We start from the raw sequence: 18,285 nt of genomic DNA, 5'->3' as shown, positions 1-18,285 counted from the left end.
CGCGGGGCGGGAGCGGCAGAAGGTTCATCACAGCTCGGAACTTTCACGCTGCGGCGGTGTGAAAGCGGTCAGAGGGTGTGGAAGCGCAGGCCTGCCTTGGTGAGGCGGTCGATGAGCGCGTCGCCCATCGCGGTCGCCGTGGTGACCTGGCCCGCGGTTTCCGGGAGCGTGTCGGTCGCGAGGCACAGCGCCGATTCCGCGAGCATCTTCGCTGTTTCGTCGTAGCCGGGATCGCCGCCGGAGACCTCGGTGACGACGCGCTCGCCACCGCCTTCGCCGACGAACCGCACCGAGAACCACGACCGGGCCCGGCGTTCGGGGCTCGGGCCGTTGCCGGGGGCGAGCAGGCGGGACAGGCCGCGCCGCGCGGGCGGGACCTGCGCGGCGGCGAGCAGCGCGCCGGCGCCGAGTACGCCGCCCGCCAGCACCGGCAGGTGCTTGACGGCGGCGAAGTGCCGGTAGGTGAAGTCCGGGCCGTAGCGTTCGTCCGCGGCCGCCGACCGGCGGACGACCTCGGGGTCGATCGTGGGCAGCGGCACCGCCCACCAGCCGGCGTCGGCGACCCGGTGCGGACGGCCGAGAGGCGCGCGGGTGAAGCGTCCGGCGGGTCGCGGCTCGGCGGCCGCGCGTTCCTTCGCGACCCGGGCGCCGGCCGGGAGCCGCGACATGATGGTCAGCGCGCTGAGGAACGTGCCGCCCGAGGGCATACCGCTGGCCCGGACGTAGCCGTCGACCTTGAGGGGGACGCCTTCGGGGAGCTGCTTGACGGTGAAGTAGGCGCCGAGGTCGTGCGGAATGGAGTCGAACCCGCAGGCGTGGACGAGCCGCGCGCCGGTGTCGCGGGCGCGGCGGTCGTGGGCGAGGTACATCCGGTCGACGAACTCGGGTTCGCCGGTGAGGTCGACGTAGTCGGTCCCGGCCGCGGCGCAGGCGGCCACGAGCGGTTCGCCCTGGGTGAGGTAGGGGCCGACGGTGGTGATGACCACTTTCGTGGCCTCCGCGACGGCTTTGAGCGACGCGGGCTCGCCGGAGTCGGCGACGAGCAGGTCGAGGGTGGCGAAGCGGTCGTCGACGGTCGCGAGCTGCCCGCGGACGGCTTCGAGCTTGCCCCGGTTGCGGCCGGCGAGGGCCCAGCGCAGGTCCGCGGGGGCGTGCCGGGCGAGGTGTTCGGCGGTGAGACCCCCGGTGAACCCGGTGGCGCCGAAGAGGACCACGTCGTACGCGCGCATGTCTCCTCCAGGGGACGTCGACGGCGGACCGGCTCAGGTTACCCGTGAGTAGAGGAGGCCGCCGGGCGATCCGGGTGACGTGAATGACTCGTTCATGGCGTCAGGTGACAGGAATGAGTCATTCACGTCATGGGGGCGCCGCTACTTCCGGTCCCCCGTGTACACCACCGCCGCCGCGACCGCGGCCACTCCCGCGATCACGTCCGCGATCCGGCGCGGCAGCGCGTGGTGCGTGTCCTCCATCCACGCCCGCACCCGCGCCCGGTCCAGTTCCGGCTCGCACAGGTCGTCCACTCCCGCCGTCCACGCCAGCAACGCCAAGCACGCCGCGTGCGGGTCCGGCCGGTCGATGCCGAACACCGCTGCCCTGGCCTTGCTGCGCGCCGCCGTCGAAACCAGCAGGTCCGCCGGTGGGTACCGGAATCGGCGGAACAACGCCGGTGTCCGGCGGACCAGCCCGAGCGCGACCAGATTGTCCGCGGCCACCGACGGCAGTTCCGCACGCAGGTGGTCCACCCACTCCCGGACGCTGTACACCGCCGTTTCCGAAACAATTTCGGAAAACACGTGATCGGCCGTCGGAATACCCGGTGGCCGCGCGGCGATCGCGCGCACCTTGCGGTCCTCGACCGTGATCCGGTCGGTGAACAGCAAGTCGCACAACGCCGCACCGGCCAGGCCGATGCCCAGCGACGTCCGGCTGAGCACCGGGCGGCCGGTGAACTCGTCGTGGCCGAGGAAGAAGAACGAATCCACCAACGTGAGCCGGCGCATGACGGAAAACGGCCCCCTGGGCGGTCTCGGTGAGGATGCCGAAGATAGCGGTCCGGCTTCCCGTCGCTTTCGGTGCGGTCACGTTTACCCCGAACGGACGTACCGTCGCACCACTGGAACCCCCTACTCTGGGGCGCCGCCGACCAAGATCACCTAGGCGCGGGGAAAGGTCCATGGGAACCCACACGCCGGGGCGCGGCCTCGGCACCAGGCGGCTCGGCGCCGTCCAGATCGTCTTCTTCGTCGTCGCGGCGGCCGGTCCGCTGTACGCGATCGCCGGCGGCGTCTCGGCGACGTACGCGGTCACCGGCAGCGTCGGCGTGCCCCTGTCGTTCGTGCTGCTGGCGCCCGTACTCGCGCTGTTCGGCGTCGGGTACGCCGCGATGAGCCGGTACACGACGAACGCCGGAGCGTTCTACCCCTATGTGGCGCACGGGATCGGTCGCTCCGCGGGCACCGCCGTCGCCTACGTGACGGTGCTCGCCTACAGCTCCATCCAGACCGGCGTCTTCGGCCTGTTCGGGCTGTCCGTGTCCACCTGGCTGAACACGACGTTCGGGACGGACCTGCCGTGGTGGCCGGTCGCGCTGCTGATGGTGCTCGTCGTCGGGGCCGGCGGCGTGCTCCGGATCGACCTCAACGCGAAGGTCCTCGGCGTCGCGCTCGGCCTGGAAGTCGCGGTGCTCGCCGTCCTGGACGTCGCCCTGTTCGGCCACCCCGCGGGAAGCGCGCTGACGCCGCTGGCGCCGTCGAGCCTGTTCACGGCGGGCGTCGGCGCCGTTTTCGCTTTCTCCATCGCGGTTTTCCTCGGCTTCGAAGGCGCCGCCACCTACGGCGAGGAGTGCCGCGACCCGCGCAAGACCGTCGGCCGCGCGACCTACATCGCGATCGGGCTGACGGCCGTGCTGTACATCGCGTCCTCGCTCGCGCTGGCGGTCGCGACCGGTCCGGACCACATCGTCGAGCGCGCCGCGGCCGAAGGGCCGGGCCTGCTCTTCGGGCTCGGCGGGCAGTACCTGGGCACGGCCTTCGCCGACATCGCGTACGTGCTGTTCCTGACCAGCCAGTGCGCCGCGCTGCTGAGCCTCCACAACGCCGTCGCGCGGTACTTCTTCGCGCTGGGCCGGGAAGGGCTGCTGCCGGACGGGCTCAGCCGCACCAGCAAGCGCACCGGCGCCCCGATCGGCGGCTCGCTGGTCCAGACCACGATCGGCCTGGTCGTCGTCTCGGCGTTCGCGCTCGCCGGCCGCGACCCGTTCACCGACCTCTTCACGTGGACCGGGGTCACCGCGTCGACCGGCGTCACGATCATCATGGTCGCGGTTTCCCTGTCGGTCATCGGCTTCTTCCGCCGCCACCCCGGCCGGGAGACGTGGTGGCGGCGCGCGGGCGCGCCGGCGCTCGCGGCGGTGACGCTGACCGCGGTGCTGGTGCTGATCGTCGTCAACTTCGACGTCCTGCTCGGCCCGGCGGGCTCGATCCCCTGGCTGCGCTGGGGCCTGCCGGGGCTGCTGGTGCTCGCCGGCCTGGCCGGCTTCCTGCGGGCCGAGACCCTGCGCACCCGTCGTCCGGACGTCTACGCGGCGATCGGCGGTCCGCTGCGCGACGAGCTCGTGGAGACGCGGTGACCGCTGTCCGCGCGGCTTCACCGCCCGAGCTGGACGCGGTGCTTTCGATCTTGGTCGCCGCGTTCCAGGACGACCCGATGAGCCGCTGGGTGTTCCCCGGCGACGAGCGCCGCCGGACCGTCGCGCACCCGGCGTTTTTCCGCGACCTCGCCGGAGCCGGGTTCGCCGCAGGGAGCGTCGACGTCACCGAAGACCATTCGGCGGCGATGATATGGCTGCCCGGGAACGCGGGCGACGACGAGCCGGTCGACGGGCTCGACCCGGCCGAGCAGAAGCGGCTGGACGTCCTGCTCGGCATGATGGCCGGCCTCGAGCCGTCCGAGCCGCACTGGCACGCGCAGTTCATCGGCGTCCGGCCCGGCCGGCAGCGCCAGGGCATCGGCGCGCGGTTGCTGGGTCATGGCCTCGCCCGCTACGACGCCGAGGGGGTGCCCACGTACTTGGAGGCCAGCTCGCCGGACAGCACGCGCCTCTACCGGCGGCTCGGGTTCCGCGACCACGGGCCCGCGTTCCGGCCGCCGGGCGGGCCGCCGATGCAGCCGATGTGGCGCGCCCCTGCCTGAGGCCGTTACCGGCGGGTACAGTGCCCCCTCGAACGCGAGGAGGAAGCCGTGACTGAACGCTTCGGCAGCTACCAGAACGAGCTCTACCTGCAGGGACTCGGTGGGCAGCTGCCGCCGTGCTCGACGGACGCCACCAAGCTCGAAGCGTCGGCGCGCGAGATCATGGCGCCCGGCCCCTTCTCCTACGTCGCGGGCTCGGCGGGCTCCGGCGCGACCGCACGCGCGAACCGCGAGGCCTTCGACCGCTGGCGCGTCGTGCCGCGGATGCTGACCGGCGCGACCGACCGCGACCTCTCGACGACCGTGCTCGGCACCCGGCTGGCCGCACCGGTGGCCGTCGCGCCCGTCGGCGTCCAGTCGATCGTCCACCCGGACGCGGAGTCCGCGACGGCCCGCGCGGCCGCCTCGGTCGGGCTGCCGTTCATCCTGTCCACGGCGTCGTCGACCGGCATCGAGGACGCCGCCGCGGCCAACGGCGACGGCCCGCGCTGGTTCCAGCTGTACTGGCCCGGCGACCCGGACGTCTGCGCGAGCCTGCTGGCCAGGGCGAAGGCGGCCGGCTACACGGCGCTGGTCGTCACGCTCGACACGTGGACGCTGGCCTGGCGACCGTCCGATCTGGACCAGTCGTACCTGCCGTTCCTGCAGGGCGAGGGGCTGGCGGTCCCGTTCACCGACCCGGTGTTCCTCTCGCGGCTGCAGAAGACGCCGGAGGAGGACCGCGGCACCGCGATCCTGACGTGGATCGGCATGATCACCGGCACCGACCGGACGTGGGACCAGCTCCCGTTCCTGCGCGAGCACTGGGACGGTCCGATCGTCCTCAAGGGCATCCAGCACGTCGCGGACGCGCGCCGCGCGGCGGAGGCCGGCATGGACGGCGTCGTCGTCTCGAACCACGGAGGCCGCCAGGTCGACGGCGCGATCGGGGCGCTGGAGGCGCTGCCGGGCATCGTCGCGGCGGTGGGCGACCGCATGGAGGTGCTGTTCGACTCGGGCGTCCGCACGGGAGCGGACGTGCTGAAGGCGATCGCACTGGGCGCCCGGGCGGTGCTGGTGGGCCGCCCGTGGGTGTACGGCCTGGCGCACGCGGGCGAGGACGGCGTCCGCCACGTGCTGCGGAGCCTGCTGGCGGACTTCGACCTCACCATGGGACTTTCCGGCCACCGCACCCTGGCCGACCTGGGCCCGGACTCGCTGCAGCGGGTCTGAGGTAACGAAACGGGAAAGCAGGGGACAGCCACCGGACCGGTGGTTACCGTTCGAGCCCATCGCGGGCCGTCCGGGTCCGTTTCCGTTCCCGTTGGGGGTTTTTCCATGTCCATCTTGGTGCGCGTCGGTGCGCTCTTCGCGTTCCTCGGCTTCGGCTCGCTCGTCCTCAAGCAGCTCGGCCGCACGTTCATCCTGATCGAGTGGGCCGACGACATGCAGCCGGGGTTCGGCATCGCGCTCGGCGTGGGCGGCCTGGTGCTGATCGCGGTCGGCCTGCTCCTCGGCCGGGCCAAGGCCGCGAAGCCGCAGCCGCAGGTCACCCAGCAGCCGCCGGCGCCGGGCGCCCCGCAGGCTTACCCCGGCCAGCAGCAGTACCCGAACCAGCAGGGCTGACCGGTCCCGAGCGCCCCAATGTGGCCTTCGGTGCGTCAGACGCACCGAAGGCCACATTGGGACGCTCCGGGGTGGGCCCGGTCACGCGGCGGGGATATTCGGAAGCCCCCTTCGTCACGCACGGCTATCCTTGGTCCGAGAATGTCCACGCCATCCCCCCTCGAAGCGCTGCGTGCGCGCCTGCCCGAGCTGATGCCGCGCGACGAGCAGCGGCTGCGCCGGCGGCTCGACGGTGCCCGCAAGGCTCGTGATCGCGATGCCGCCCTCGCGCGGATCGCCGCCGACGTCGACAAGGCCGAGCTGCGGATCCAGTCGCGCCGCGAGAGCGTGCCCAAGATCGAATACCCCGAAGAGCTGCCGGTCAGCAGGCTCAAGGACGAGATCGCCGCCGCCATCGGCAAGCACCAGGTCGTGATCGTCGCGGGGGAGACCGGCTCGGGCAAGACCACCCAGCTGCCGAAGATCTGCCTCGAGCTCGGCCGCGGCATCCGCGGCCAGATCGGGCACACCCAGCCGCGCCGGCTCGCCGCCCGCACGGTCGCCGACCGGATCGCCAGTGAACTGAAGACCGAGCTCGGCGACGCCGTCGGGTACAAGGTGCGGTTCACCGACCAGTCCGGGCAGGACACGCTGGTCAAGCTGATGACCGACGGCATCCTGCTGGCCGAGATCCAAACCGACCGCTCGCTGCGCCAGTACGACACGCTCATCATCGACGAGGCCCACGAGCGCAGCCTCAACATCGACTTCATCCTCGGCTACCTCAAGCAGCTGCTGCCGCGCCGCCCCGACCTCAAGGTCATCATCACCTCGGCGACCATCGACCCCGAGCGCTTCTCGAAGCACTTCGACGACGCGCCGATCGTCGAGGTCTCCGGCCGGACGTACCCGGTCGAGACGCGCTACCGGCCGCTGGTCGACCCCGACGACCCTGCCGAAGACGCCGACGAGCGGGACCAGACCCAGGGCATCCTCGACGCCGTCGAGGAGCTGTGCGCCGAAGGCCCCGGCGACATCCTCGTGTTCCTCTCCGGCGAACGCGAAATCCGCGACACCGCCGACGTGCTCAACCGCGCGAACCTGCGCAACACCGAGGTCCTGCCGCTGTACGCGCGGCTGTCGGCGGCCGAGCAGCACCGCATCTTCCAGTCCCACACCGGACGCCGGGTCGTGCTCGCGACGAACGTCGCCGAGACGTCGCTGACCGTGCCGGGCATCAAGTACGTCGTCGACCCGGGTACCGCCCGGATCTCGCGCTACAGCCACCGCACCAAGGTGCAGCGGCTGCCGATCGAGCCCGTGTCGCAGGCGTCGGCGAACCAGCGCAAGGGCCGCTGCGGCCGGACGTCGGACGGCATTTGCATCCGCCTTTATTCCGAAGAGGACTTCGAGAGCCGGCCGGAGTTCACCGACCCGGAGATCCTGCGGACGAACCTCGCGTCGGTCATCCTGCAGATGACCTCGCTGGGCCTCGGCGACATCGCCGCGTTCCCGTTCGTCGAGCCGCCGGACCGCCGCCAGGTCACCGACGGCATCGGGCTGCTGCAGGAGCTCGGCGCGTTTTCGAGCACCGGGTCCGACCGCAGCCTGACCGACATCGGACGCAAGCTCGCGCAGCTGCCCGTCGACCCGCGGATGGGCCGGATGGTCCTGGAGGCGGCGAAGAACGGCTGCGTCCGCGAGGTGATGATCATCGCCGCGGCACTGTCCATCCAGGACCCGCGCGAGCGGCCGGCGGAGAAGCAGCAGGCGGCCGACCAGCAGCACGCGCGGTTCGCCGACCCGACGTCGGACTTCCTCGCCTACCTGAACCTGTGGGAGTACGTCGCCGAGCAGCAGAAGGCGTTGTCCGGCAACCAGTTCCGGCGCATGTGCCGCACCGAGTACCTGAACTACCTGCGCCTGCGCGAGTGGCAGGACATCTTCAGCCAGCTGCGTCAGCTGGCCAAGCCGCTCGGCATCTCCTTGAACACGAACACGACGCCGGTCGACCCGCAGCGCGTGCACACGTCGCTGATCGCCGGACTGCTGTCGCACATCGGGCTCAAGGACCCGGCCAAGGGCGACTACCTGGGTGCGCGCGGCGCCCGGTTCGGCGTCTTCCCGGGTTCGGCGCTGTTCAAGAAGCAGCCGCGCTGGGTGATGTCGGCCGAACTGGTCGAGACCTCTCGGCTCTGGGCGCGGGTCAACGCGCGCATCGAGCCCGAATGGGTCGAGCCGCTCGCGCAGCACGTCGTCAAGCGCAACTACTCCGAGCCGCACTGGGAACGCAAGCAGGGCGCGGTGATGGCGACCGAGCGCGTCACGCTCTACGGGGTCCCGCTGATCGCCGACCGCCGCGTCAACTACGGCCGGATCGACCCGGAGATGTCGCGCGCGCTGTTCATCCGGCACGCGCTCGTCGAGGGCGATTGGCAGACGCGCCACCACTTCTTCGCCGAAAACCGGGCGCTGCTCGAAGAAGTCGAAGACCTCGAGAACCGGGCGCGGCGGCGGGACATCCTCGTCGACGACCAGACGCTGTACGAGTTCTACGACGCCCGCGTCCCGGCCGACGTCGTTTCGGTGCGCCACTTCGACACGTGGTGGAAGAAGACGCGCCACGAGCAGCCGGACCTGCTCTCGTTCGAGAAGTCCATGCTCATCAACGAAACCGCGGGCGGCGTCCGCGAGGGCGACTACCCGGACTCGTGGACGCAGGGCACGCAGGTCTTCACGCTGACCTACCAGTTCGAGCCGGGCGCGGACGCCGACGGCGTCACCGTGCACGTCCCGCTGCCGGTGCTGAACCAGGTGACGCCGGACGGTTTCGACTGGCAGGTGCCGGGCCTGCGCGCGGAACTGGTGACGCAGCTGATCAAGTCGCTGCCGAAGGCGTTGCGGCGCAACTTCGTCCCGGCGCCGGACACGGCCCGGGACGTCCTTTCGCGAGTGTCCCCTTCGGACGGTCCGCTCCTGGAGGTCCTGGGCCGCGAGCTGCGGGCGCTGCGCGGGATCACGGTTCCCTACGCGGACTGGGACCTTTCCTCGGTGCCGGAACACCTGAAGATGACGTTCCGGGTGGTCGACGAGCGCGGCAAGAAGGTCGCCGAAGGCAAGGACGTCGAGGAGCTGCAGCGCCGGCTGGCCCCGAAGGTCCGGGCGACGATCTCCAAGGCGGCCAACAGCCTCGAGAAGGCCGGGCTGACCAAGCCGTCGTTCGGTTCGCTGCCGAAGGTGTTCGAATCGACGCAGCGCGGCCACGACGTCAAGGCGTACCCGGCGCTGGTGGACGAGGGCGCGTCGGTCGCGGTGCGGCTGATGGACACGCCTGGCCAGCAGGAGCACGCGATGTGGGCGGGCACGCGGCGGATGCTGCGGCTGAACCTGAACTCCCCGATGAAGTTCATCACGCGCTCGCTGTCCAACTCGTCGAAGCTGGTGCTGAACCGCAACCCGCACGGCAGCGTCGCGGCGTTGCTGGAGGACTGCGTCGACTGCGCGGTGGACGCGCTGATGGCCGCGGGCGGCGGGCCGGTGTTCGACGAGACCGGGTTCAAGGTGCTGCTGGAACGCGTGCGCGCGGGCTTGCACCCGGAGGTGCTGGCGGTGCTGACGGACGTGGAGAAGATCCTCCGCGCGGCGAACGACGTCGAGGTGGCGCTGCCGTCGTCCCGCGGTCCCGCGGAGTCCCTCGCCGATGTCCGGGGCCAGCTGTCTTCGTTGGTCTACCCCGGTTTCGTGACGGCAACGGGTGCTTCGCGGCTGCGGCACGTGGTGCGCTACCTGCAGGGCATCCTGCGGCGGCTGGAGAAGCTGGCTTCGGAGCCGACGCGCGACCTGCAGCGGACGGCGGACATCGCGTGGATCCAGGGCGAGTACGCCGACGCGGTGGCCGCGCTGCCGCCGGGGACGTCGTCACCGGCGTTGAACGAGGTGCGCTGGATGATCGAGGAGCTGCGGGTGTCGTTCTTCGCGCAGACGTTGGGCACGGCGCACCCGGTGTCGCTGAAGCGGATCACCAAGGCGATCGACGACGCGTTGGCCTAGAATCGGGACATGGCCGTCGAGGGGGACAAGCCGCCGAAATCCGACGACGATCCGGACTACAAGAAGTTCGGCGTCATCATCGGGTCGATCAGCGCGGTGTGCGCGATCCTGCTGGCGGTCAACACGCTCACCGGGTTCAACCCGCTGAAGGACCTCACCACCAAGAGCAGCACGGCCGCCGCGCCGTCGACGACCGTCCCGTTGCTGGCCCGGACCAGCGTCGAGCGGCCGACGCACCGGCCGGCGCCGACCACCGAGGAAACCGAGGAGACGACCGAAACCCCGCGGACCACCGCGCCCGCGAACCCGGCGTTCCACGTCCGGTCCTCCCAGTGGAACGGGCCGTGCCAGACGACGTCGTGCTCGATGAGCGCGGTGTTCCGCAACGACGGCGGGGTCGGCTCCGGATCCGCGACGTTCTACGTCCTGCGACCCGACGAGAACACCTACCTCGCCAAGTGCTCGGTCGTCCTCTACCGCACGGCCGCGGACGACTTCGTCAACGCCGGGTGCACGGCGAGCAGCGGCCAGCTGCAGCTCTGGTTCCGGAACCACCCCGGTGGCACCGTGCGCATGGACATCCGGGTCGACAGCTGACTACTTCGCGTCGGCGTAGGTGTCCACCACCGCCACCTGCATCGGGAACCGGACCGGGCACGCCGGGCCGAACAGCATCCTCGCCGCCTCCGTCACCGAGTCCGTGATCGCCGATGACACCTCGGCCGCCAGGTCGGCCGGGGTGTGCACGATGACCTCGTCGTGCTGGAAGAACACCAGGTGCGCCGGCGCGGGCAACCGCCTGCGCAGCGTCGCCAGCATCACCGCCGTCATGTCGGCCGCGCTCGCCTGGACCACGAAGTTGCGCGTGAAGCGGCCCCAGCCCCGCGACGCCCGACGGGCCTTCAGTTCGCCCGCCTCGTCCGAAGCCAGCCCGCCGGTCAACGCCCGCCAAGCTGCCGACGGCGCCGGGGACGTCCGGCCCAGCCGGGACCGGACCCGTTCGCCGCGCTCGCCCGCCTGCGCCGCACGCTCCACATAGGACACCGCGTCCGGGAAGCGCTGGCGCAGCAACCCCAGCAACGGTCCCGCTTCGCCGGACGTGCCGCCGTACATCGCCGACAACATCGCGATCTTCGCGCGCGCCCGGTCGTCTCGGTCGTCGTCCGCGGCCGGGACCCAGCGGGCCCCCGAGAACAACGCCTCGCCCAGCCGCGCGTACAGGTCCGTCGCCGCCGCGACGTCGGCCAGCCGCCGGTCGCCCGACAGCGCCGTCAGGACCCGGGGCTCCAGCTGGGCCGCGTCCGCCACCACCAGCTTCCAGCCCGGGTCCGCGCGGACGCACGTGCGCAGCACCTTCGGGATCTGCAGCGCCCCGCCGCCGCGGCTGGCCCAGCGGCCGGACACCACCCCGCCGACGACGTAGTGCGGCCGGAACCGGCCGTCGTGCACCCACTCCTCGAGCCACGCCCAGCCGTTCGCCGCGTACAGCCGGGACAGCTCCTTGTACTCCAGCAACGGCCCGACCGCGGGGTGGTCGATCCCCTTCAACAGGTACTTCCGCGCCGCCGGCACCTCGATGCCGGCCCGCGCGAGTGCCCGGACCACGCTCGGCGGCGAGTCCGGGTTGACCGGCCGCCCGCCGAACGCTTCGCTGATCTTCGCCGCCAGCTCCACCAGCACCTTGGGCCGCTCGCCGGGGCGGACGCGCGGGCCGAGCCGGGACACCAGCAGCTCGTCGTGCAGGTCGGCGCGCCACGGCAGGCCGTCGGCCGACATCTCCGCCGCGGCCAGCGCGCTCGCCGACTCCGCGGCGAGCAGCACGCGCAGCCGGTCCGGGTGCTCGGCCGCCGCCACGCGCCGCTCCTGCTCCGCGAGCACGCGCCGGACCGCCGTGACGACCGTCACGCCGTCGGGCAGCGTCGGCACCCGGGTGTCGAACAACGTCGGCTGCGCCGACTCCACGGCCGCCGCGTCGGGTGGCGGTTCCTCGCCGTTCGCCCTGGCCCAGGCCGCGCGCAGGCTCCGCGACTGCCCGTCGGCGCCCTCGTACGCCAGCAGCAGCCCCTCGGCCAGCGCGAGGTCGTAGCAGCGCTCGACCCGCAGCCCGGCCGCCACGAGCACCGGGTACACGTCCTCCACCGACGGGAACACCCAGCGCGGCCGCACCGACGCCTCGAGCTCCCGCGCCACCGCTGCGAAATCCGCTTCGTCCAGGCCCTTCGCCAGCGACGACGACGAGTGCACGGTGAAGCTCCCGTCCTCCTCCCGCCCGGCGATCACCTGCACGAAGACATCATGACGGGCACCACCGACAAAAACCGGGCCGTGCGCTCGCGGCGCCGTTGGTTTACTCTCCAGTAGCCCCCATACCGCCGGTACGCCCGCCGTCGGCATGGGCTCGTTCCCGCAGCAACGGAGGTGCCTGGATGAGCCTGGTCGAGCTCGCCACGCAGGTGGCGGACAAGGTGGCCGAGACGGCCCGCAGCGTCGACGTGATGCGGCGCGCGGGACTCGTTCCCTTCCCCCGGCTCGACGAGGGGGTCCGCTCGCTGGTCGCGCTGCGCAAGTTCGGCCCGTTCGCCGGCGCGAACCACATCTCCGCGCGCCGCGACCCGACCGCCGTCGGCATCGTCGACGAGCTCGGCCCGCTGACCTACAAGCAGCTCGACGACCAGTCGAACGCGCTGGCCAGGGCCTGGTCCGAGCGCGGGATCCAGCCGGGCCAGGTCGTCGCCGCGCTCTGCCGCGACCACCGCGGCCTGGTGATCACGATGGCCGCGTCGGGCAAGCTCGGCGTCCGGCTGCTGCTGATGAACACCGGCTTCGCCAAGCCGCAGCTGGCCGACGTCGCCAAGCGCGAAGGCGTCACCGCGCTGGTGTACGACCAGGAGTTCACGAACCTCCTCGACGCGATCCCCGACGGCGTCGACCGCTACCTGGCCTGGGTCGACCCGGACAGCGACCTGACCGACCGGGACACCCCGGTGCTGTCGGAGATCATCGCCAGCACCGACGACCGGCCGTGGCCCGCACCGGCCAAGCCGGGCGGGTTCGTGCTGCTGACCAGCGGCACCACCGGCACGCCGAAGGGCGCGCCGCGGCCGCACACCTCGGCGCTGGCGTCGGCGCAGTTCCTCGACCGGATCCCGCTGCGCTCCAACGAAGCCACCTACATGGGCGCGCCGCTGTTCCACGGCACCGGCCTCTCGCAGTTCATCCTCTCCTTCGCGCTCGGCTCGAAGGTCGTGATGCGCCGCAAGTTCACGCCGGAGGAGGCCCTGCGCGGCGTCGCCGAGCACAAGTGCACCGCGCTCGTGCTGGTGCCGACCATGCTGCAGCGCATCGTCGACTTGCCGAAGGACGTCCGCGAGAAGTACGACACGTCGTCGCTGCGGATCATCTTCGTCGCCGGCTCCGCGCTGTCGCCGGACCTCGGCAACCGCGCGAACGAGGCGTTCGGCCCGGTCGTGCACAACCTCTACGGCTCGACCGAGGTCGCGGTGGCGACGGTCGCGACGCCGGAGGACTGGGCGAAGGCGCCGGGCACGGTCGGCCGCGCGCCGGTCGGCTGCAAGGTGGCGCTCTACGACGAAAAGGGCGGGAAGATCACCGAGCCGAACGTCACCGGCCGGGTGTTCGTGGGCAGCGGCCTCAGCTTCGGCGGCTACACCGACGGCCGCCACAAGGAGATCATCGACGGCCTGCTCTCCAGCGGCGACGTCGGCCACTTCGACGAAGACGGCCTCCTCTTCATCGACGGCCGCGACGACGAGATGATCGTCTCCGGCGGCGAGAACGTGTTCCCGATCGAGGTGGAGAACCTCCTGGTCGAGCGCGAGGACGTGCTGGAAGCCGCGGTGATCGGCATCGACGACCCGGAGTTCGGCCAGCGGCTCAAGGCGTTCATCGTGCGCACCGAAGACTCGAAGCTCGACGTCGACGGCGTCCGCGACTACGTCAAGGCGAACCTGGCGCGCTACAAGGTGCCCCGCGACGTCGAGTTCCTGGACGAGCTGCCCCGCAACGCGACCGGGAAGGTGCTGCGGAACAAGCTGTCATGACCCGCGCTGGACGTTGACGATCAGCCAACGTCCCTCCCGGCACGCGGCGACGACGGTGCAGGCGGCACCGTCGCGCCGCCCGGTCGCGACACCGACGCTGGCGGTCACCTCCAGCCGGGTCCACCGGAATGCCGCGACCGGCGCTCGGCCGGGCCAGCGGTCGCGGTCGAGCACCAGCCCGTCGGGGCCGTCACCGCGGAAGTCGGCGGCCAGGAAGGACGCAGCGCCGTCGCCGCGGGTTTCGGCGTCACGCCAACGGGCCAGCAGCTCTTCGAACGTTTCCACGGGGTCGAAGGTCGCAGGCGGCGAGGCTGAGGACATCTGCCACCCGGCCGAGATCCGCTGGCAGACTGGCCGGGCGATGAGCGAAACGAACCTGGTGCCCGCGGGCACGGTCACGATCCTGTGCGCCGGCGACGAACCGCCGGCTGTCTTCGCGACGCCCGAAGAAGCGCTCGCGGCGTTGACCGGCGGACCCGCCGCCCTCCACACCGGCGACGTGCTGCTCCGCGAAGACGGCACCCCCACCGGTCCCGCCGTCCGGCGCTGCCGGCACCTGCGCGAGCTGGCCGACGGCCGCACGCTCGTCTCCGCGCGCACCGCCGCCGAACTGCCGGGCCGGCCACTACACGACCTCGGCGTCCACCGGCTGCCCGACCTCACCGCGCCCGAGCGGATCTTCCAGTTCGGCGGCCGCCCCGGCCCGCTGCGCTCGCTCGACACGACCCCGAACAACCTCCCCGTGCAGCTGACCGGCTTCGTCGGCCGCGGCACCGAAGCCGCCGAACTCGAGCGCCGGCTCGCCGGGGGCCGGCTCGTCACGCTGGCCGGGACCGGTGGCAGCGGCAAGACCCGGCTGGCGGCGCAGGTCGCCGCCGCCGGGGCCGGGCGCTGGCCCGACGGGGTGTGGTGGGCCGAACTCGACGCCGTCACCGAGCCCGCCGAAGCCGCCGAGCTGGTCGCCGCGACGCTCGGGGTGCCCGTCGAGCCGCACGTCGGCGCCGTCCGGTCGGTGGTGACCCACCTGCGCGACCGGCGCGTCCTGCTCTGCCTCGACAACTGCGAACAGGTCCTCGACGGCGTCGCGGACCTCGCCGTCGAACTGCTCCGGTCGTGCCCCGAGGTCGCGCTGCTGGCGACCAGCCGCGAACCGCTCGGCGTGCCGGGGGAGACGGTGTGGCGGGTGCCGCCGCTGGCCGTCGACGAGGCCGTCGCGCTGTTCGTCGAACGGGCGGGCGCGGTCCGGCCACTGTTCACTTTGGACACCTCCAGCGCGGCCGCCGTCCGGTCGGTGTGCACCCGGCTCGACGGCATCCCGCTGGCCGTCGAGCTCGCCGCCGCGTGGCTCGGAACCCTTACACCGCACCAGATCGACGCCGGTCTCGACAACCGGTTCGCGCTCCTCACCCGCGGCCCGCGCGGGGTACCGGCGCGGCAGCAGACCCTCGCGGCGTCGATCGCGTGGAGCCACGACCAGCTCGACGACGAGGACCGTACGGTGTTCCGCCGGCTCGCCGTCTTCGCCGGCGGGTTCACCCTCGACGCGGCGGGCGGCCCGGCCGCGCTCGGCAGGCTCGTCGACAAATCCTTGGTGCTGGCCGAAAACGGCCGCTACCGCATGCTGGAGACGATCCGCGAGTACGCGGCGGCCCGGCTGGCCGAGGCCGGGGAGACCGACGCCGTCCGCGACCGCCACCTCGACCACTTCCTCGCCATCGCCGAAGCCGCCGAACCCGACCTCGACCGCGACAAGGACGCCTGGCGCGCGCGGATGGAACCCGAGCGCGACAACCTGCGTGCGGCGCTGGAATGGGGGCTGGCGCGGGAAGATCCCACGCGCGGCCGCCGGCTCGCCGCCGCTGTCGCGTGGCTGTGGAACCTGCGCGGCCGCGGCCACGAAGGTCTCGCGTACCTGAAACGCGCGGTTGCCCGCTGCCCGGACGAGCGGTCGACGCTGCAGGCGCGGCTGCTCACCGGGATGGGCCTGGTCGCGGACACGACGGCACCCTTCGACCTCGAAGCCGCGCGGCTGGGCCTGGAGCTCGCCACCGAACTCGGTGCGCCGAGCCTGCGTGCGCGGTGCCTGTCGCTGACCGCGCTCGGGCACCTGTACACGGACTTCGACGCCGCTTGGGACGTCGCCATCGAAGCCGAGAAAGCCGCGGGATCCGACGGCTTCGCCCGCGACAGCGCGTTGATGCTGCGCGGGATCATCCTCCAGGCGCGGGACCGCCACGACGAAGCCGGGCCGTTGCTCGCCGAAGCGGCCGAAGGGCTGCTTCGCCGGGGCGACCGCGGCCTCGCGTCGACGGTCCTCAGTGCCCAGTCCGCGAGCGCGCTCGCGGCGGCGGACCTGGCGCGGGCGCGGGCGCTCGCCGAGCACGCCGTCGCGGTCGCCGCCCCGCTCGGGGACTTCCACCGCGTCAACACGACACTGTGCCGGCTGGCGATGGTGCACTGCCTGGCCGGCGAGGTCGACGCGGGGTTCCGCGTGATGGCGCCGTTCCTGCGGCTGCTCGAGACCGCCGGGGACGTCTTCGTGCCCGGCATGGCCGGTGTGATGGGCGAGCTGCACCGGCGTCGCGGCTCGTTCGAGGAGGCCGAGCGCTGGTTCGCCCGCGAGGCCGTGCCCGGGACGTACATGGCGTCGCAGGGACTCGCCGAACGCGGCGCCGTGTTGCGGGCGCTGGGCCGGACCGGGGAAGCCGCGGCCGTGCTGGCCACCGCCGTCGCCCTGACCCGGCAGTGGGGTCTGCGATCGGCGCTGGCCGACGCGCTGGACCAGCAGGGGTACCTGGCCGAGCCGGAGCAGGCGGCTTCGCTGCACCACGAGGCACTGACGTTGCGCCTCGACCACGGCATCCGCCTGGGTGTGCTCGACAGCCTGGACGCGCTGACGGCGCTCTACGCCCGCACCGGACGCGAGGCCGACGCGGCGCGGGTGTCCGTCTCGGGTTCCCGCGCTCGCGCGGAACTGGGCTTCCCGCGGCGGCCGGGCGAGGTCGAGCTCACGACCGAGGACGAGCCGATGAGCCTCGACGACGTGGTGGCGTTCGTCCGCCGGACGCGGGGCGCGCGCGGCCGCCCGTCGAGCGGCTGGGGCAGTTTGACGCCGACCGAGCTGGAGGTCGTGAAGCTCGCGACCGAGGGGAGCACGAACCCGGAGATCGGCGCGAAGCTGTTCATGAGCCGGGGCACGGTGAAGACGCACCTCGCGCACGTGTACGCCAAGCTGGGCATCGCGAACCGCACGGAGCTGGCCACCGTGGCGGCCACGCACCTGACGGCTTAGTCCCAGTCGATGCCGAAGACGCCCGGCCCGAAGTCCAGCGCCACCGCGTGCACGCCGTCGCCGCCGTCGAGCTTCAAGGGGCGGCGGGTGGCCGATGTCCCGTTGCGGGCGTACTGCCAGCAGCGCTCCGGGGCCGTGCCCGGGGCGAACCGGACCTCCAGCAGGTACTCGCGCACCGGGCGGCGGAACTCGCGGTAGTACGTGTTGCGGCACTCCGGGTACGGCGGCCCGCCGTTGGTCAGCGTGTACTCGATCAGGTGCGTCTCGCCGCGGTCGATCGGCCGGTCGAACACCAGCTCGGCGACGATCAGCCCGTGCGCGACGTCGACCTCGGCGCGCCCGATCCGGCAGTTGCGCACCGCGTGCAGGTCCGGCGGCCCCGCCGCCGGGTCGTCCTGGGTGTACACCAGCAGCCAGCGGTCCTGGCCGTCCGCGCCCGCCTGGAACACCGCCCGCGCGGTGACCGCGCGCTGGCCGCCGTCCGCGGCGATTTCGCACAGGTCGTGCAGCCCCACCAGCTTCAGCGGGTGCTGGCGCTCCAGCGCGTCCGGCGCGCCGACCTTGTCCAGCAGCGGCTGCAGGACTTCGCGGGGGAACGTCAGGGGCTCGCCGCCCGCGTGGCGCTTCCCCGCGCCGCCGCGGGGGCGGGGCGGGGGCAGCAGCCCGAGCAGGGAGCCGGCGGGGATGTCGAGGATTTCTTCCAGCGTGCGCACCGCCGACAGCGAGCTCTGCCGCTCCGGCTGCCGCTTGCCGGACTGCCAATAGCTGAGGGCGGTGACGCTGACGACGACCCCGCGGGCGCGCAGCCGCGCCTGGATCCGGTCGAGTGAGAGCCCGCTGGTCGCGATGGCCGCGCGCAGGTGGGAGGCGAACGCGGTGCGCTCACCCTGCTGACCGCCCGCCGTGCTGCCCGCCATGGCCGACCCGCCCCGTAACGTCCCCCGACGATCCCCGACACGGTGCACGTTAGCAGGATCCGGAACCCCCATCGCCGAGGCGGCCGGTGGCCGGGAGCCGCGCCGCCACTCGGGCGAACGGGCTAGTACTGGCAACTGTGAACCATTGCCCCGGCCTGGGCGGACGCGCTTGTATGACTTGCCCGCG

At 72.4% G+C, this 18,285-nt stretch carries 13 protein-coding genes; 8 read left to right on the top strand and 5 right to left on the bottom strand.

Annotated elements, in window-relative coordinates:
* Positions 1 to 68: 68 nt before the first annotated feature.
* Both ACIQWX_RS29835 and ACIQWX_RS29830 read right to left on the bottom strand, forming a co-directional pair.
* Positions 69 to 1,229 carry a saccharopine dehydrogenase family protein gene (locus ACIQWX_RS29835; RefSeq protein ID WP_400877857.1) on the bottom strand — a complete coding sequence of 387 codons (1,161 nt, stop codon included), beginning with the start codon at positions 1,227 to 1,229 and terminating at the stop codon, positions 69 to 71.
* A 141-nt stretch (positions 1,230 to 1,370) separates the two neighbouring features.
* On the bottom strand, positions 1,371 to 2,003 hold the full coding sequence (locus ACIQWX_RS29830; RefSeq protein ID WP_400877854.1) for a GPP34 family phosphoprotein: 633 nt from the start codon (positions 2,001 to 2,003) through the stop codon (positions 1,371 to 1,373).
* Positions 2,004 to 2,176: 173 nt separating this feature from the next.
* Between ACIQWX_RS29830 and ACIQWX_RS29825 the strand changes: the two genes are divergently transcribed.
* From ACIQWX_RS29825 to ACIQWX_RS29800, 6 genes are all read left to right on the top strand, one after another.
* Positions 2,177 to 3,631: an APC family permease gene (locus tag ACIQWX_RS29825; RefSeq protein ID WP_400877851.1), complete on the top strand. Its 1,455-nt coding sequence runs from the start codon at positions 2,177 to 2,179 to the stop codon at positions 3,629 to 3,631.
* Complete coding sequence (locus ACIQWX_RS29820; protein ID WP_400877848.1) at positions 3,628 to 4,194, top strand: GNAT family N-acetyltransferase; 567 nt, start codon at positions 3,628 to 3,630, stop codon at positions 4,192 to 4,194. Before ACIQWX_RS29825 ends, ACIQWX_RS29820 begins: the two co-directional genes overlap by 4 nt.
* Before the next feature lie 48 nt (positions 4,195 to 4,242).
* Positions 4,243 to 5,406, top strand: coding sequence for a lactate 2-monooxygenase (locus ACIQWX_RS29815; protein ID WP_400877845.1), 1,164 nt, complete (start codon positions 4,243 to 4,245; stop codon positions 5,404 to 5,406).
* Between the two features lie 105 nt (positions 5,407 to 5,511).
* Positions 5,512 to 5,799, top strand: a complete 288-nt coding sequence (locus ACIQWX_RS29810; RefSeq protein ID WP_400877843.1) for a hypothetical protein — start codon at positions 5,512 to 5,514, stop codon at positions 5,797 to 5,799.
* A 141-nt stretch (positions 5,800 to 5,940) separates the two neighbouring features.
* Positions 5,941 to 9,828, top strand: a complete 3,888-nt coding sequence (hrpA, locus tag ACIQWX_RS29805) for an ATP-dependent RNA helicase HrpA (RefSeq protein WP_400877840.1) — start codon at positions 5,941 to 5,943, stop codon at positions 9,826 to 9,828.
* A 9-nt stretch (positions 9,829 to 9,837) separates the two neighbouring features.
* Entirely contained in the window at positions 9,838 to 10,425 is a 588-nt protein-coding gene (locus ACIQWX_RS29800) for a hypothetical protein (protein WP_400877837.1), read from the top strand.
* Here the strand turns inward: ACIQWX_RS29800 and ACIQWX_RS29795 are convergent, their stop codons facing one another.
* Positions 10,426 to 12,114 (bottom strand): bifunctional 3'-5' exonuclease/DNA polymerase, encoded by a 1,689-nt coding sequence (locus ACIQWX_RS29795; RefSeq protein WP_400877831.1) that lies wholly within the window; start codon positions 12,112 to 12,114, stop codon positions 10,426 to 10,428. It lies immediately after the preceding gene.
* Positions 12,115 to 12,254: 140 nt separating this feature from the next.
* On the opposite strand from ACIQWX_RS29795, the gene ACIQWX_RS29790 reads away from it, so the two are divergent.
* Positions 12,255 to 13,889, top strand: a complete 1,635-nt coding sequence (locus ACIQWX_RS29790; RefSeq protein WP_400877828.1) for an acyl-CoA synthetase — start codon at positions 12,255 to 12,257, stop codon at positions 13,887 to 13,889.
* Here the strand turns inward: ACIQWX_RS29790 and ACIQWX_RS29785 are convergent.
* On the bottom strand, positions 13,884 to 14,174 hold the full coding sequence (locus tag ACIQWX_RS29785) for a nuclear transport factor 2 family protein (protein ID WP_400877826.1): 291 nt from the start codon (positions 14,172 to 14,174) through the stop codon (positions 13,884 to 13,886). The genes ACIQWX_RS29790 and ACIQWX_RS29785 overlap by 6 nt on opposite strands.
* Positions 14,175 to 14,250: 76 nt before the next feature.
* On the opposite strand from ACIQWX_RS29785, the gene ACIQWX_RS29780 reads away from it, so the two are divergent.
* Positions 14,251 to 17,181, top strand: a complete 2,931-nt coding sequence (locus ACIQWX_RS29780) for a LuxR C-terminal-related transcriptional regulator (protein WP_400877823.1) — start codon at positions 14,251 to 14,253, stop codon at positions 17,179 to 17,181.
* Here the strand turns inward: ACIQWX_RS29780 and ACIQWX_RS29775 are convergent.
* On the bottom strand, positions 17,178 to 18,098 hold the full coding sequence (locus ACIQWX_RS29775) for a hypothetical protein (RefSeq protein WP_400877820.1): 921 nt from the start codon (positions 18,096 to 18,098) through the stop codon (positions 17,178 to 17,180). The genes ACIQWX_RS29780 and ACIQWX_RS29775 overlap by 4 nt on opposite strands.
* Positions 18,099 to 18,285 lie beyond the last annotated feature (187 nt).

It is taken from the genome of Amycolatopsis sp. NPDC098790 (assembly GCF_044759945.1).
GTDB lineage: Bacteria > Actinomycetota > Actinomycetes > Mycobacteriales > Pseudonocardiaceae > Amycolatopsis.
The sequence above is the reverse complement of the archived record's forward strand: the minus strand, read 5'-3'. Positions and strand labels throughout refer to the sequence as shown.